This is a genomic window from Halomonas sp. ML-15 (genome assembly GCF_014779595.1).
Classification (GTDB): Bacteria; Pseudomonadota; Gammaproteobacteria; order Pseudomonadales; family Halomonadaceae; genus Franzmannia.
In genome coordinates this window covers 2,167,009-2,182,574 of sequence record NZ_JACXZT010000019.1, presented here as the reverse complement: position 1 = coordinate 2,182,574, position 15,566 = coordinate 2,167,009, and the positions used below count along the sequence as shown (strand labels likewise).

12 protein-coding genes are annotated in these 15,566 nt (G+C 65.0%); 2 read left to right on the top strand and 10 right to left on the bottom strand.

Features of this window, described 5'->3' with window-relative positions; all coding sequences use genetic code 11:
• Positions 1–6: 6 nt before the first annotated feature.
• The 4 genes from IEI94_RS21900 to IEI94_RS21885 form a co-directional block, all read right to left on the bottom strand.
• The gene (locus tag IEI94_RS21900) at positions 7–393 is read right to left on the bottom strand and encodes a hypothetical protein (protein WP_191169395.1); all 387 of its coding nucleotides are present in this window, start codon (positions 391–393) and stop codon (positions 7–9) included.
• 292 nt (positions 394–685) lie between these two features.
• Entirely contained in the window at positions 686–2,206 is a 1,521-nt protein-coding gene (lysS, locus tag IEI94_RS21895) for a lysine--tRNA ligase (protein WP_191169394.1), read from the bottom strand.
• Positions 2,207–2,226: 20 nt separating this feature from the next.
• Positions 2,227–3,325, bottom strand: a protein-coding gene (prfB, locus tag IEI94_RS21890; RefSeq protein ID WP_191169392.1) for a peptide chain release factor 2 whose coding sequence is annotated in 2 segments (ribosomal slippage) — positions 2,227–3,249 and positions 3,251–3,325 — 1,098 coding nt in all. Because the reading frame shifts where the segments join, the coding sequence is not laid out codon by codon here.
• A gap of 202 nt (positions 3,326–3,527) precedes the next feature.
• Positions 3,528–4,853: an OmpP1/FadL family transporter gene (locus IEI94_RS21885; RefSeq protein WP_191169390.1), complete on the bottom strand. Its 1,326-nt coding sequence runs from the start codon at positions 4,851–4,853 to the stop codon at positions 3,528–3,530.
• 291 nt (positions 4,854–5,144) lie between these two features.
• Here IEI94_RS21885 and IEI94_RS21880 point away from each other — a divergent pair, with 291 nt between their 5' ends.
• A complete protein-coding gene (locus IEI94_RS21880; protein WP_191169388.1) occupies positions 5,145–5,585 on the top strand; it encodes a MerR family transcriptional regulator in 441 nt (146 codons plus the stop codon).
• Positions 5,575–8,073 carry a heavy metal translocating P-type ATPase gene (locus IEI94_RS21875; protein ID WP_191169386.1) on the top strand — a complete coding sequence of 833 codons (2,499 nt, stop codon included), beginning with the start codon at positions 5,575–5,577 and terminating at the stop codon, positions 8,071–8,073. The genes IEI94_RS21880 and IEI94_RS21875 overlap by 11 nt, the downstream gene beginning before the upstream one ends.
• A 349-nt stretch (positions 8,074–8,422) precedes the next feature.
• On the opposite strand, the gene IEI94_RS21870 is transcribed toward IEI94_RS21875, so the two are convergent.
• The 6 genes from IEI94_RS21870 to xerD form a co-directional block, all read right to left on the bottom strand.
• Positions 8,423–9,040 carry a YitT family protein gene (locus tag IEI94_RS21870; RefSeq protein ID WP_191169384.1) on the bottom strand — a complete coding sequence of 206 codons (618 nt, stop codon included), beginning with the start codon at positions 9,038–9,040 and terminating at the stop codon, positions 8,423–8,425.
• A 34-nt stretch (positions 9,041–9,074) separates the two neighbouring features.
• Positions 9,075–10,871, bottom strand: coding sequence for a single-stranded-DNA-specific exonuclease RecJ (gene recJ / locus IEI94_RS21865; RefSeq protein WP_318153444.1), 1,797 nt, complete (start codon positions 10,869–10,871; stop codon positions 9,075–9,077).
• Between the two features lie 263 nt (positions 10,872–11,134).
• A complete protein-coding gene (thrC, locus tag IEI94_RS21860; RefSeq protein ID WP_191169380.1) occupies positions 11,135–12,523 on the bottom strand; it encodes a threonine synthase in 1,389 nt (462 codons plus the stop codon).
• Between the two features lie 4 nt (positions 12,524–12,527).
• Entirely contained in the window at positions 12,528–13,844 is a 1,317-nt protein-coding gene (locus IEI94_RS21855) for a homoserine dehydrogenase (RefSeq protein ID WP_191169379.1), read from the bottom strand.
• Between the two features lie 52 nt (positions 13,845–13,896).
• The gene (locus tag IEI94_RS21850) at positions 13,897–14,637 is read right to left on the bottom strand and encodes a DsbC family protein (RefSeq protein ID WP_191169377.1); all 741 of its coding nucleotides are present in this window, start codon (positions 14,635–14,637) and stop codon (positions 13,897–13,899) included.
• A gap of 2 nt (positions 14,638–14,639) precedes the next feature.
• A complete protein-coding gene (gene xerD / locus IEI94_RS21845; RefSeq protein WP_191169375.1) occupies positions 14,640–15,530 on the bottom strand; it encodes a site-specific tyrosine recombinase XerD in 891 nt (296 codons plus the stop codon).
• Positions 15,531–15,566: the final 36 nt, after the last annotated feature.

Sequence of the window (15,566 nt, the reverse complement as noted above, 5' to 3'; positions counted from 1 at the left end):
GACCACTTAGTCCCGGTCGTTCTCGAGCAGCAGGGCGTCGTCGACCTCGGCGATCTCCAGCGGCGCCTCGTCGTCGAGATCGACGGCCAGATAGCTGTGCTCGACCTGCACGAAGCGCTGGAACAGCGCCCAGTCGAGGCGCTCGGGCCACTGCCGCTCGTCCTCTTCCCAGGCGCGCAGCTCGGTCTCGAGGATCTCCAGGTAGCGCTCGCGGACGAACGCCTCGAGGGCTTCCGGTGTATCCATCTCCGGAATCAGGTAGACGGTGTTTTCGCGGTCGATATCGTCAATCGTCAAATCATCGTCACCGACCGTGGGCTCAAGGGAGTTGATCCAATCCAGGAAGGCTTGGGTCGGTTTGACGCTCAGGGCGGAGCGATTGAGCAGTTTCATCACGATCTCCTCGACGGCGAAACGCCGACCATTATGGGCGCTCAAGGCTCCCCTTACCAACACTTCCGCCCCATCCACCCTCGAGGAGGAACGCCAGACGGACAAGGCAACGCTCACACGCTGTGAACCCCTCCCTGGGCGCTCCATTCTTCATCCCTGAAGAATGAGGTTCGCTTATCCCTTGCCCGCCTGGCTCCGATACGCTGCGGCCCCCTTCATCTGCCCCCGGCGCCTCTCGCTCGGCCGCCGCACTTAGCGGAAGGAGGTAAATAAAGGCTGGGCGCCGCCCCCGTCAGTCGGTTTCCGGGCGCATGGCCGGGAACAGCAGCACATCGCGAATCGAGGCGCTGTCGGTGAACAGCATCACCAGCCGGTCGATGCCGATGCCCTCGCCGGCGGTGGGCGGCAGGCCATATTCCAGGGCGCGCACATAGTCGGCATCGTAGTACATCGCCTCCACGTCACCGGCGTCCTTCTCGGCGGCCTGCTCGCGGAAGCGCTCGGCCTGATCCTCGGCGTCGTTGAGCTCCGAGAAGCCGTTGGCGATCTCGCGCCCGCCGACGAAGAACTCGAAGCGGTCGGTGACGAACGGGTTGGCGTCGTTGCGCCGCGCCAGCGGACTGACCTCGGCCGGGTACTCGATGATGAAGGTCGGCTGGTCGAGGCGATGCTCGGCCACTTCCTCGAAGATCTCGGTATGTAGCTTGCCCAGGCCCCAGCTCGGCTTGACCTGGATGCCCAGCCGCTCGGCGACTGCTGCGGCTGCCTCGCGGCTGTCGAGATCGGCGTCGCTGATGCCATCGCCATGCTCGAGGATCGCCTGGCGCATGGTCAGGCGGCGGAATGGCTGGCCGAATTCGTAGGTGGTGCCTTGATATACCACCGTAGTGGTGCCCAGCACCTCCTGGGCGGCATTGCGGATCATCTCCTCGGTGAGATCGAGCAGATCCAAGTAGTCGGCATAGGCCCAGTAGAACTCGAGCATGGTGAACTCGGGGTTGTGGCGCGTCGACAGCCCCTCGTTGCGGAAGTTGCGGTTGATCTCGAAGACCCGCTCGAAGCCGCCTACCACCAGCCGCTTGAGGTAGAGCTCCGGGGCGATGCGCAAGTACATATCGATGTCGAGCGCATTGTGGTGGGTGATAAACGGGCGCGCCGCTGCGCCGCCGGGAATCGGCTGCAGCATCGGCGTCTCGACCTCCATGAAGCCGCGCGCTTCGAAGAAGCGGCGAATCGAGGCAATCACCCCGGCACGCACCTCGAAGGTCTTGCGCGACTCGGGGTTCATGATCAGGTCGACGTAGCGCTGGCGGTAGCGCGCTTCCATGTCGGTCAGACCGTGGAACTTGTCGGGTAGCGGCCGCAGGCTCTTGGTCAGCAGCGTGGCCTCGACCATCATCACGTAGAGATCGCCCTTGCCCGACTTGTGCACCGGGCCGCGGCCGGCGACGATATCGCCGATATCCCAGCCCTTGATGTCCTCGAGCACCTCGGCAGGCAGGCCTTTCTTGTCGACGTAGAGCTGGATCTGCCCCGAGACGTCCTGAATCACGATAAAGGGCCCGCGCTTGCGCATGATGCGCCCGGCCACCGCGGCCTGGCGGTCGAGGGCCTCGAGCTCGGCCTTCTCCTTGTCACCCAGCTCGGCGTCGAGCTCGGCAGCCAGGCTGTCGCGACGGAAGTCGTTGGGGAAGGCGCTGCCGCCGCGCTGGGCGGCGTACTCGCGGCGCGCCGCCAGCTTGGCGCGGCGCTCGGCGATCAGATGGTTCTCGTCATGCTGGGCGCTATTCGATGGGGCGTCGTGGTCGGCCATGTCGCTACCTGTTGAAAGAGTTACAAACCTTGCTTGAGGCTGGCTTCGATAAACTGGTCAATATCGCCGTCCAGCACCTTGTCGCAGTTGCTCGACTGCACGCCGGTACGCAGATCCTTGATGCGCTGATCGTCCAGCACGTAGGAGCGGATCTGGCTGCCCCAGCCGATATCGGCCTTGGACTCCTCGGCCTCCTGCTTGGCGGCGTTGCGCTTCTGCATCTCGTGCTCCCACAGCCGGGCCTTGAGCTGCTTCATGGCGAAGTCGCGGTTGGCGTGCTGGCTGCGCTGGCTCTGGCAGGCCACGACGATGCCGGTGGGCTCGTGGGTAATACGCACCGCCGAGTCGGTGGTGTTGACGTGCTGGCCACCGGCGCCGCTGGAGCGGTAGGTGTCGGTGCGCAGATCGGCGGGGTTGATCTCGACCTCGAAGCTGTCGTCCACCTCCGGCGACAGGAACACCGATGCAAAGGAGGTGTGGCGACGGCCACCGGAGTCGAAGGGGCTCTTGCGCACCAGCCGGTGTACGCCGGTCTCGGTGCGCAGCCAGCCGAAGGCGTGATCGCCCTGGACGTGGATCGTGGCCGATTTGATGCCCGCCACATCGCCGGCCGAGACCTCGGTAATCTCGGCCTTGAAGCCGTGGTGCTCGCACCAGCGCAGGTACATGCGCAGCAGCATATTGGCCCAGTCCTGGGCCTCGGTGCCGCCGGAGCCGGCCTGGATATCCAGGTAGGCGTTATTGGCGTCCATCTCGCCAGAGAACATGCGCCGGAACTCGAGCTTGGCGAGACTCGCCTGCATGCCGTCGAGCTCCTTGCGGACCTCCTCGACGGTGGCCTCGTCCTCCTCCATCTCGGCCAGCTCGAGCAGATCGGCGCTATCGGTCAGGCCCTGGTCCAGCTCATCGATGGTCTCGACGATCTGCTCCAGGGAGGCGCGCTCCTTGCCGAGCTTCTGGGCGTAGTCGGGATCGCTCCAGACGTTGGGGTCTTCCAGCTCGCGGGTGACCTCTTCTAGCCGATCCTTCTTCTCGGCATAGTCAAAGATACCCCCTCAGGACGTCTGTCCGCTCGGACAGGTCCTTGATCTGGTTGTGAATCGGGTTGGTTTCCAACATGTGGCTCGCCTGAGTTTGCAGGGAAAACGGCCACGGCGCCCTTGGCGTTGAGCCAGGCCGCGATGGCACGAAAAAGAGCGCTATTGTAGCGAAACCCGGCCGCCCCAGCTATCCCGGGACACGATGGCGGCAGCCCAAAACGACGACACCCGGCCGAAGCCGGGTGTCGTCATGCTGCGCGGGCTGCCTTTTGCTACATCGCTTAGAAGCGGTAGGTCAGCTGCGCGCCGAAGCCGTGGGCTTCGTTTTTATAGTCGGCGGTGTAGGTCGAGGTAACTCCTGGGACACCTTCGATCAGCTCATCAGTGCGTTCCTGATCAATTTGTGTACCTCGCTCGGTAAGGTAGGAATACGCAAAGTCCAGGGTTAAATCTTCAACAGGCGTCCAACCAGCGCCGATGGAGAAAATTCGGCGATCATCAGAGGGAATCCTCGCGCTGCGGAACTGGTCGTTAGTCGGTGTGTTATCGATGGTCACACCGCTGCGCAGTACCCACTGAGGATTGAGCTGGTACTCGCCCCCTACGGCAAACGCCCAGGCATTGGAGTAATCCTGCTGCTCACGGGTAATGGTATCGCCCTCGCTGCCAGTCACCAGTATCTCGTTAAAGCGGCTCCAGCGAGTCCACGAGAGGCCTGCCATGAGCTTGAGATTATCGCTCATCTCCTGTGTGACGGAAAAATTCACTGTCTCAGGTGTAGTTAAATCAAGACTTGCATTGTCGTCTTGAGCAACTACATCGCCTTGGCCAGCGCCAATGCCGAACGGAGGAGGGTTCCCCAACGTATTGTCATTCGCGGTGGCTCGGAAATCGCCCTCTAGGGTATAGCTGACCTTGGAACGATAGGTTAGGCCAAACGTTGTTTCCGGTACCGGTTGATAGATGATACCCAGGTTATAGCCCCAGGCTTCATCATCGCCTTCTACACGCGAGTCGACTTCTCCACCCAGCGCATGAGGCACCTGACGATGCAGCTCGCCATCCACGCGGTTGTAGGTAACACCCGCACCAATCGCCCACTGATCGTTAAAGCGATAGGAGACTGTCGGCTGAGCGCTCATTACCGTCAGCTCGGTGTAGTTACCCAAGTTGCGCCCGATGAACCCATCCTCATAATCGGTCTTGGAGCCAAAGGGAGCGTAAACGCCAAAGCCGAACGCCAAGCGGTCATTAACCGGGTGTGCGTAAAAGGCAAAGGGTACGAGGGTCCCCGGCACCATATCACCATCGGATGTCCCCTCTATGGGAACCCCATTGCGTGTAGCACTGGCGTTATCGATATCGCTATTGACGTTCAGATAGGTACCGCCGGCGGTCACCTGCGCCCGATCGAGAAATGACATCCCCGCCGGGTTACCAAAGACGATGGTGGCGTCGTTGACGTTTGAGCTGCGCCCGGCGTGGCCGTAGCCCTGGCCGCTGACGCTCTGCTCGTTGATCTGATAGCCGCCGGCGTTGACCTGGCTGGCGAAGGCGGCGGCGGAAATGGCGACTGCCCAGGTGAGCTTATTGACGTTGTTATGCATATTATTGACGTCCTTTTCCAGGTGAGGCTGGAGCTGTTTTTCTGACTTGCCCGCACCGGGCAAGGGCGTAGGCCCCCTTTTTCGCGCATCGTGACGTCAGGATCAAGGCCAAACGTTTGTTTTAACAAAGTTTTTCCTAATACTTTGGTCGCACGCACGTTTGATTTCTCGAACTTTCATCGACTTAGCCTGTCCCGGCGCCGCTGTCATTGAGCGTGTAAGCCGTTGCTTGACCTAGGTGTAACCCAGAGGTTTTACACTTCTTCCACGATTTCCGCTTGCGAGGCCACCATGAAAGTCAGCGAACTGGCCAAGGCCGCCGACGTCACCGCCGAGACGGTGCGCCACTACACCCGCGAGGGGCTGCTCAGCCCCCAGCGTCATCCGGACAACGGCTATCAGCTTTACGACCAGCAGGATCTGTCCCGGCTGCGCTTTATCCAACGCGCCCGCACCCTGGGCTTCAGCGTGCGCGAGATCGGCGAGATTCTCGACCACGCCGATCATGGCGACTCCCCCTGCCCCATGGTCCGCGATATGCTCGCTGCGCGCCTGCCCGAGGTGCGTGCCAAGATCGCCCGCCTCGAGGAGCTCGCCGCGCGCATGCAGCAGGCACTCGATACCTGGGCCGATATGCCCGACGGCACCCCGGATGGACACAGCCTGTGCCGGCTGATCGAAAGCTTTCCGGCCACGCCGGAGCCACGCCCGGGAGACACTCATGGCCGCTGACGCTCTTGAACGCCAAGTGCCTGGCATCAGCTGCCAGGGTTGTATCGGCAAGATTCGCCGCGCCGTGCTGGTCGAGGACCCCGACGCCGAGGTCGAGGGTGACCCGGCCACCAAGCGACTGCGGGTCAGCGCCCGGCTCAGCGACACACAGCTCGATCGCCTGCTGACCGATACCGGCTTTCCCCCACAGGCTATGGCTTCCTTCTCCGCCGAGGCGTCGCCTGCACAAGCAGCAACGGAAGCGCCCGCCGCCAGCCGTGGAGAGAGCCAGCGCCTGGCCATCTCCGGCATGACCTGCGCCAGCTGCGTGCGTTCGGTTCAGGAGGCCCTGGCCAAGGAGCCCGGGGTGGAGAGCGCCACGGTCAACTTCGGCAGCCATACCGCACAGGTCTACGGCCACGTCGAGGGCGCGGCGTTGATCCGGGCCGTGGAGAACGCCGGCTACGGCGCCGAGCCGATCCTCGACCTGCGCGAGGCCGAGCAGACCCGTCAGCGTAACGACGCCCGCGAATACCGCCGCCGGCTGCGCGGCAGTGCCTGGTCGCTGGCGCTGGCGGTACCGCTGATGGCCAGCATGTTCGTCTACCACCCTCACCCGGTGGGCATGGGCCGCCTGTTCTGGGCGCTGATCGGCGTATTGACCCTGGCGGTGCTGCTGGGGCCGGGTCGTCATTTCTTCGTCAACGCCTGGAAGGCCTTTCGTCACCACCAGGCCAATATGGATACCCTGATCGCCATGGGCACGGGGACCGCCTGGCTCTACTCCATGGCGGTGGTCATCTTCGCCCCCTGGCTGCCGATGGTCGCCCACGGCATCTACTTCGAGGCCTCGGCGATGATCATCGGCCTGGTGCTATTGGGCAATGCCCTGGAGCTGCGCGCCCGTGGCCGCACCAGCGAGGCGCTGCGCCGCCTGCTCGATCTGCAGAGCCGCAGCGCCAGGGTGATTCGCGACGGCGAGGAGGTCGACGTTGATATCGACGCAGTGCGCCAAGGCGACCATATCCGCGTACGTCCGGGCGAACGCCTGCCCGTCGACGGCGAGGTGACCGAGGGAAGCAGCCATATCGACGAATCGATGCTCACCGGCGAGCCAGTGCCGGTAAACAAGGCCATGGGCGACGAGGTACACGCCGGTACCGTCAACGGCAAGGGCGGGCTGGTCTACCGCGCCACCCGGGTGGGGAACGACACCCGGCTGGGCCAGATCACCGAGCAGGTCGCCCGCGCCCAGAACTCACGCCCGCCGATCGGCGCCCTGGCCGATCGCATCTCGAGCGTTTTCGTGCCCACGGTGATGATCATCGCCGTGCTCACCGCGCTGGCCTGGTTCAACCTCGGCGCCGAACCGCGGGTGATCCATATGCTGGTCACCGCGACGACGGTGCTGATTATCGCCTGCCCCTGCGCACTGGGTCTGGCCACGCCGATCTCGACCATGATCGGGGTCGGCAAGGCCGCCGAGCGCGGCGTACTGGTAAGAAGCGGCGAAGCACTGCAGATCGCCAGCAAGCTGACTACCCTGGTGGTCGACAAGACCGGCACCCTGACCCAGGGCAAACCTCAGGTGACCGACGTCGAGTGTCTGGACGGCGACGAGGCCAGCATGCTGGCGCTGGTCGCCGCGCTGGAGCGCGGCTCCGAGCATCCGCTGGCCGCGGCGCTGCTCGCCCATGCCGAGCAGGCCGGCGCCCAGGCGGCGGAGATTCGCCGCTTCGAGAGCGTTACCGGGGGCGGCGTCAAGGCCGAGAACGAGGCCGGCCAGCCGCTGCTGCTGGGTAACGCCCGGCTGCTGGAAGAGGCTGGCGTTGATCTTGCCAGCGGTAAAGCGCAGGCGAGCGAACTGGAGGAGAAGGCGCGCACCGTGGTCTACCTGGCCATCGACGGCCGACTCACCGCACTGTTCGGCATCAGCGATCCGCTGCGCGACGACAGCGTCGCCGCAGTCAGGCGCCTGCAGGCCGACGGGCTCAAGGTGATCATGCTGACCGGCGACAACCCCCACACCGCCGCCGCCATCGCCCGCGAGGTGGGGATCGACGACTTTCGCGCCGGGCTCCTGCCCGAGGACAAGCATGCCGAGATCGAGCGCCTGCAGCAGGCCGGCGAGGTGGTGGGCATGGTCGGCGATGGTATCAACGACGCACCGGCCCTGGCCCGCGCCGATGTCGGCTTCGCCATCGGCCAGGGCACCGACGTGGCCATCGAGAGCGCCGGCATCACCCTGATGCGCGGCTCGCTGCACGGCGTCGCCGACGCCATCGAGATCAGTCGTGCGACACTGACCAATATCAAGCAGAACCTGTGGGGCGCCTTCGGCTACAACAGCCTGTGCATCCCCATCGCCGCCGGGGTGCTCTACCCCGTCACCGGCATGCTGCTATCGCCGATGATCGCCGGAGCGGCGATGTCGCTGTCATCGATCACCGTAGTCAGCAACGCCAATCGCCTGCGGCTATGGCGGCCGCGCCAGGAGGCTTCCTCATGAGTTGGATCGTCAATCTCTCGGGCATCGCCCTGATCGCCGCCATCGTCTGGTGGTTCTGGCTGGCCAAGCGCTGAGCCGCGCCCTTAGAGGGTGTTTACAAAACAGGCGAACGAAGGCAAGGGCTAGGCCCGTTCCCGACGGGCCAGCGCACTTCCCACATCCATGTGGGTCGCAAAGCAAAAATTGACGACAAATCGTCAGGATTGACGATTTGGACAGCTCTGCTGCTCGAAGAGCGAACGACAGGGATGTCGTGAGTCCAATAGCGGAGTTTACGGGGTGTAAATGAGCATATTGAGTCAATTTTTAACGATGTATTGTCGAGTGCAGCCCTTTTGTAGACACCCTCTTAGCTGACACCCATATAGCGCCCGGGCTTATGGTTCAGCGCCACGATCAGGTTGAGTACCAGTGCGCCGATCACCGACAGCGCCACCTTGTCGAGAGGCAGCATGAAGCAGGCGATCAGCAGCAGCAGGCCGTCGACGCCGAGCTGCACATAGCCGGCGCGCCAGCCGCGGCTGTCCTGGAGGTAGAGGGAGAGAATATTGATCCCGCCGAGGCTGGTGCGGTGGCGAAACAGCACCAGCATGCCGATGCCGATCAGGCTGCCGCCCATCAGCGCCGCATAGACGGCATTCAGTCCGGCGACGTCGAGCCAGCGACCGGTCAGCTCGGCGAACAGCGAGACCAGGGCGATAGCGACGAAGGTGCGCAGTGTAAAGCTCCAGCCCATGCGGCGGATCGCCAGGTAGTAGAACGGCAGGTTGATCAGGAAGAACACCATGCCGAAGCGCCAGCCGGTGGCGTACTGAACCAGAAACGCCATCCCCGCGGTACTGCCGGTGAGCAGCAGCGCCTGGCTGTAGAAGTGTACGCCCAGCGCCACCAGCAGGGTGCCGAGCAGCATCGCCATGACGTCTTCGTAAGGGCGATGCGGATCCTGGGGAAGGTCAGCGGCGTCCATCCATGTATCCTTGTGAAATAGCGGGTGAGGCGGTTTAGGCTAGCGGCTCGGCGTGTTCGATCATTAATTGCAGGCTCTCCCGCCCGCGCCAGCGGTTGCGGTTGAGCTTGTAGGCACAGCGCAGAGAAGTGCCGAGTCCGAAGGGCGGCAGCTCACCGGGGGTCAGGGCGCGGAACCAGATCGCCTTGAGGCCTATGCCCTCGCGGGACAGCTCGAGCATCAGGTGATTGCCTTCGGCGCCCACCGCGCGTAGCGACTCGACCAGAAAGTCGCCCTCGAACAGCGGCGCATCGAACTCCCGCCCATAGGGCGCCAGCGCGGCCAGCTCGTCGAGGGTGGCCAGGCTGAGCTGGTCGGCGCGCAGTTCACCGTCGGTGGGGATGCGCGGATAGAGCTCCATCTCCCCTAGCTGCTCGCTAACCGCCTGGCGCAGCGCGGCGTGAAACGCCTCACGCTGCTCGACGGGCACGCCGACTCCCGCCGCGCCGCGGTGGCCGCCGAAGCGCGGCAGCGCCTGGGGCGCCAGCTCATGGGCACGCTGCAGGGCATCGCGCAGGTGCAAGGCCTCGATGGAGCGCCCCGAGCCGGTGAGCATGCCGGGCTGAGCGGCCGGGGTCAGCACCAGTGCCGGGCGGCCGTAGGCCTGCACCAGCCGCGAGGCGACGATGCCCTGCACTCCGGCGTGCCCCTGCTCCAGAAATACCACCAGCACCGGCGCGTTGTCGGCCAGTTGCGGCTGAGCCAGCGCCTTGGCCTGTTCGGCCATCTCGGCCTCGATCGCCTTGCGCGACTGGTTGTCCTGATCCAGCACCTCGAGATGGCGCTGGGCGACGCCATCGTCGGCGGCGAGCATGAAGTGCAGCGCCGCATAGGGGTCGTCGAGGCGCGAGCGGGCGTTGATCCGTGGGCCCATCTGGAAGGCCAGCGTCTCGGCGTCGAAGGGCACGCTGTCGGCGCCGAGACGCTCGGCCATGGCCCGCCAGCAGGCGGCGTCCATGCGGTTGATCAGCCGCAGGCCCTGGCTGACCACGGCGCGATTGGCCGGGCTGCCGCCCAGCGACACGCAGTCGGCCACCGTGCCCAGCGCCACGTAGGAGAGCCACGGCGAGAGCTTGGGCGTGGCCTCGGCCAGCGCACCCCATTCGACCAGCACCTGGCGGGTCAGCGACATGGTCAGCCAGGCCACCATGCAGCCGGCGATGGTCGGGTCGGGGTAGTCGCAGTCGTCGCGGGTCGGGTTGACGCAGGCATAGGCCGAGGGCGGCGGCCCCTCCAGCGGCAGCGCGTGGTGGTCGCCGACCACCACGTCGATACCCTCCGCCTTGAGCCGGGCGATGCGTGGCTCATCGGAGCTGCCGCAGTCGGCGGTGATCACCAGGCTCGGCCGCGGCGTAAGCCCCAGGGTGCGCTCCACCAGCGGCAGGCTGATGCCGTAGCCGTCGTTGATACGGTGGCCGATCAGGCTGTGCAGACGGCTCGCGGGCACCCCGAACAGCTCGGTGAGGGTGCGCAGGATCACCACATGGGAGGTGATACCGTCGACATCGTAGTCGGTGAGGATGCCGATATGCTCGTCCTCCATCACCGCCTGGGCAATACGCTCGGCAGCGCGGCGGCCATCGGCCAGCCGCTCGGGGTGAGCCAGGTGGCGCAGACTCGGCGACACCAGCGCCTCGATCTCGCCGCTGTAGCCGGCCAGACGCCCGGCCAGCACCCGCGCCTGCAGCTCGGAGAGACCTTCGCGCTGGGCGCGGGCGTAGAGCGCTTCGTCTCGCTGGCGCGTCTCCAAGCGCGGCTTGAGTCGGGTATGCAGGTCGGCGGGGGCTATCACGTCCAAGCGTGGCTCCTCTGGTTTGCATCCATAGGTATACGGCTAACGGCGATAGAAACGCCGCACCTAGCGAAGGGCGCCGGGGACAGGCCAAAGAGGGGGTCTTTTGCCATGGATGGCAAAAGTAGCGCCCAGGGACGGGTTCACAGCGCCCCCTCGTCGGCCTGTCGACGGATCAGTCCTGAGCGAGCATCTGGGCGCATCAACTGCAACTTCCCTCGGCCCTCTCCGCGGCGGCCCTCGCTATCACAGGCTCTTAGCTCTTAGCGCCGCCGGTCGGCGACGTACTGCTGCACCTTGTCCAGCTCCGCCGGCAGCACACTAAAGCGCTCCTCGCGCTCCAGCAGGTCGTCCATATGCGGCGGCAGCGGCACCCCGGGGAAACCGGCCTTGACCACCGCTTCGGCGAACTTGGCCGGGTGGGCGGTGGCCAGGGTGATCATCGGCGTGGAAGCATCGGTCCGGGCCCGCTCGGCGGCGCGATAGCCGGTGGCGGTGTGCGGGTCGAGCAGCTCCTTGGTGCGGTGGTGAGCCTCACGGATCACCTCGAGGATGGTGGCATCGTCGACGCTATGGCTGGCAAACAGCTCGCGCAGCGCCGCCAGCGGCGCCTCGGCCAGCGCGGTGGGCTCGGCCTGGAAACGCTCGAGCAGCTCGCTGACCGCCTGGCCGTCGCGACCATAGGCCTCGAACAGCAGCCGCTCGAAGTTGGACGACACCACGATATCCATCGACGGCGCCAGGGTCGCCTTGAGCTCCTGCTTGGAGAAGTCGTTGGCGGCCAGGGTGCGGTGCAGGATGTCGTTGGCGTTGGTGGCGATCACGAACTGCTTGACCGGCAGGCCCATGCGCGACGCCATATAGCCAGCAAAGACGTTGCCGAAGTTGGCCGATGGCACGCAGAAGCTGACCTGGCGGTGGGGGGCGCCGAGCGCTACGGCGGAGGCCACGTAGTAGACGATCTGGGCCATGATACGCGCCCAGTTGATCGAGTTGACCGCCACCAGCCGGGTGCCGTTCAAGAACGACTGGTCGGCGAAGCTCGCCTTGACCATCGCCTGGGCGTCGTCGAAGTTGCCCTCGATGGCGATATTGAAGACGTTGTCGGCCAGCACCGAGGTCATCTGACGACGCTGCACCTCGGAGACCCGGTTGTGCGGGTGCAGGATAAAGATATCGAGGTTGTCGCAGTGGCGGCAGCCCTCGATGGCCGCCGAGCCGGTGTCGCCGGAGGTGGCGCCCATGATCACCGCCCGCTCGCCGCGCTTCTTGAGGAAGTGGTCGAGCAGCCGGCCGAGCAGCTGAAGGGCGACGTCCTTGAAGGCCAGGGTGGGGCCGTGGAACAGCTCGAGCAGAAAGTGATTGGCGTCGAGCTGGTTGAGCGGCACCACCGCCTCGTGGCTGAAGGTGGCGTAAGCGTCGTGCACCAGACCGCGGAAGGTCTCGTCGTCGATCTCGCCGTTGACGAATGGCTTCATCACCCGGAAGGCGATTTCGGCATAGGAGAGCCCGGCCATCGCCGCCAGGTCGTCGTGAGACAGTTGGGGGATCTGCTCCGGCACATAGAGGCCGCCGTCGCTGGCCATCCCGGTCAGCACGACGTCCTCGAAGGAGAGCGCGGGCGCCTGCCCGCGGGTACTGATATAGCGCATGATGTTATTCCTGCTCGTCCAGCGATTCGACGCGGATGCGGGTCAGCGGACCGGCGATATCGGCCAGCGACTCGAGCTGGCGAATGGCGTCGTTCATGTTCTTTTCGCGAGTGCGGTGGGTGAGCAGGATGATCGGCACCAGCTCGCCCTCGGTGGCTTCCTTCTGGATGATCGCCTCGATGGAGATGCCCTGCTCGGAGAGAATCGTCGCCACCCGCGCCAGCACCCCGGGGCGATCCACCGCCAGCAGCCGCAGATAGTAGGCGGTGACGATCTCCTCCATAGGCAGTATCGGCAGGTCGTTCTCGATCTCGGCGATACCGCTGAAGGCGAGGTAGGGCACCCGGTAGTGGTGAGCCGTGGTGATATCGCGAGCCACATCGAGCAGGTCGGCGACCACCGCCGAGGCGGTAGGTTCGGCACCGGCGCCGGCGCCGTAGTAGAGCGTCGGGCCCACCGCATCGCCCATTATCGCGATGGCGTTCTTGACGCCGTGCACGTTGGCCAGCAGCCGCTCCTTGGGAATCAGGGTCGGGTGCACGCGCAGCTCGAAGCCGTCATCGGTGCGCTTGGAGATACCCAGGTGCTTGATGGTGTAGCCGAGGTTGTCAGCCTGCTCGACGTCCTCCGAGGTGATCCGCGAGATGCCCTCGGTGTAGGCCCTTTCGAACTGCAGCGGCACGCCATAGGCGATAGAGGCGAGGATGGTCAGCTTGTGGGCAGCATCGATGCCTTCGACGTCGAAAGTCGGATCGGCCTCGGCATAGCCCAGCGCCTGGGCTTCGGCCAGGACGTCCTCGAAGGCGCGCCCCTCGTCGCGCATATGAGTGAGGATATAGTTGCCGGTGCCGTTGATGATACCGGCCAGCCACTGGATACGGTTGGCGCCAAGGCCTTCCCGCAGCGACTTGATCACCGGAATGCCCCCCGCCACCGCGGCCTCGAAAGCCACGATCACGCCCTTCTCATGGGCGGCCTGGAAGATCTCGTTGCCGTGGACGGCGATCAGCGCCTTGTTGGCGGTGACCACGTGCTTGCCGTGCTCGATGGCGGTGAGCACCAGTTCACGAGCCACCTCATAGCCACCGATCAGTTCGACCAGCACATCGATGTCGGGGTTACGCGCCACCTCGAAGACATCGCTGGTGGTCTTGACGCCAGTGGTATCGCAGTCCGGATTTTCACAACGCATCGCCACCTGCTCGATCACGATCGGCCGCCCGGCGCGGCGCGCAATATCATCGGCATTGCGCGTCAGCACATTGAAGGTGCCGCCGCCGACGGTTCCCAAACCACAGATCCCCACTCTCACCGGTTTCAAATCGCTCTCCCCTTGCTTGTGTGTTGGCGTGTCGCTGTGGGCGCCAAGCGCCTTATGGATCGATCTCGAGCATCTCGGCCAGGCGCTCGGCGGGCACATAGCCCGGCACCATGCGGCCATCTGGCAGGATGATCGCCGGCGTGCCCTGAACGCCGACTTCCATGCCCAGATGATACTGATCCGCGACCGGATTGTCGCAGTCATGACCATTGTCGAGGCGTGTTTCGCGCTTGGCGGCACTCATCGCCTCGGTGGGGCTGTCGGCGCACCAGATCTGCTGCAGGATGCGCCCACCCTCGGCGTCCATTCCCGAACGCGGAAACGCCAGATAGTGCACCTCGATGCCCATGGCATTAAGCTGCGGCACCTCTTCATGCAGCCGCCGGCAGTAGGGGCAGGTGGGGTCGGTGAACACCGTCACCACCGCACGGCTCTCGGCGCCACGAAACACCACCTTGTCCCGTTCGGCGATGCCCGCCAGGCGCTCACTGCGAACCGTGTTGCGGCCCTGCTCGGTAATGTTGACCAGCCCGCTGTCGGCGTTCTGATAGATATCGCCGACCAGAAAATACTCGCCCGTCGCATCGCTGTAGAAGGTTTCGCCGTTCTCGAGGCGCACTTCAAAGAAACCCGGCAGAGGCGTCTCGCGCACCTCTTCCACCGGCATCGGTTCGCCGTTGACGGTCAGCCGCTCGGCCAGCTGTTGATGCGTAGACGCCAGCGCAGTAGCGCTGACGGCGGCGAGGGAGGCGGCCAGCAGGCAGCGTAGCAGGGCAGGCAGGGATGACGTCATGTTCAACCTCGTGGGTGGTGGTCGGCGTGCAGCGTTTCCAGGCGCGCCTGGGCTACATGCGTGTAAATCTGAGTCGTCGACAGATCGCTATGACCCAGCAGCAGCTGTACGACACGCAAATTGGCTCCATGATTCAACAAGTGGGTAGCGAATGCATGGCGCAGCGTGTGCGGCGATAGCGGCTTGTCGATGCCGGCGGTGCGTGCATGGGCCTTGATACGATGCCAGAAGGTCTGGCGCGTCATGAAGCCATCGTGACGACCGGGAAACAGCGGCGGCCGGGTAATGTCGGTCATCAGTGCACCGCGCCCGCCGCGCAGGTAGCGCTCAAGCCACACCAGCGCCTCCTCGCCCAGCGGTACCAGGCGCTCCTTGTCGCCCTTGCCCAGCACCCGCACCACGCCCTGGCGGGGGTTGATCGAGGTAACGCTCAAGCCCACCAGTTCGGAGACCCGCAGCCCACCGGCATACAGCACCTCGAGCATGGTGCGGTCGCGCAGGCCCAGCGGGGTGTTGGTATCCGGGGCCTCCAGCAGCCGCTCTACCTCCTCCTCATCGAGGGTGTCCGGCAGGTTGGGCCTCACCGGCGGCAGCCGCACCTCGGCCAGCGGATCGCCGTCGAGCAGGCCCTCGCCCAGCGCCCAGCGATAGAAGCGCCGCAGACTCGATATCAGCCGGGCGTTGCTGCGCAGCTGATAGCCGGCGCCGCGACGCGTCTCAAGCCAGGCCGCGATGCGCGTATTACCGGGCGCCAGCAGCGACTCGCCGTGCTCGGCCAGGCACGCCGCCCAGGCGCGCAGGTCACGCCGATAGGCGGCCAGGGTGTTCTCACTGGCACCCTGCTCCAGCCACAGGGCATCGAGAAACGCATCGATCCGCTCGCTATCCTGCATCGCCCCTCGCTTGGCCAGTCTGGCCCTGAATGCAAC

Excerpts from the sequence above, each read along its gene's own strand:
- xerD (WP_191169375.1), bottom strand. The coding sequence starts at position 15,530 with ATGCAGGATAGCGAGCGGATCGATGCGTTTCTCGATGCCCTGTGGCTG.
- lysS (WP_191169394.1), bottom strand. The coding sequence starts at position 2,206 with ATGGCCGACCACGACGCCCCATCGAATAGCGCCCAGCATGACGAGAAC.
- IEI94_RS21875 (WP_191169386.1), top strand. The coding sequence starts at position 5,575 with ATGGCCGCTGACGCTCTTGAACGCCAAGTGCCTGGCATCAGCTGCCAG.
- IEI94_RS21870 (WP_191169384.1), bottom strand. The coding sequence starts at position 9,040 with ATGGACGCCGCTGACCTTCCCCAGGATCCGCATCGCCCTTACGAAGAC.
- thrC (WP_191169380.1), bottom strand. The coding sequence starts at position 12,523 with ATGCGCTATATCAGTACCCGCGGGCAGGCGCCCGCGCTCTCCTTCGAG.
- IEI94_RS21900 (WP_191169395.1), bottom strand. The coding sequence starts at position 393 with ATGAAACTGCTCAATCGCTCCGCCCTGAGCGTCAAACCGACCCAAGCC.
- IEI94_RS21850 (WP_191169377.1), bottom strand. The coding sequence starts at position 14,637 with ATGACGTCATCCCTGCCTGCCCTGCTACGCTGCCTGCTGGCCGCCTCC.
- IEI94_RS21880 (WP_191169388.1), top strand. The coding sequence starts at position 5,145 with ATGAAAGTCAGCGAACTGGCCAAGGCCGCCGACGTCACCGCCGAGACG.
- IEI94_RS21885 (WP_191169390.1), bottom strand. The coding sequence starts at position 4,853 with ATGCATAACAACGTCAATAAGCTCACCTGGGCAGTCGCCATTTCCGCC.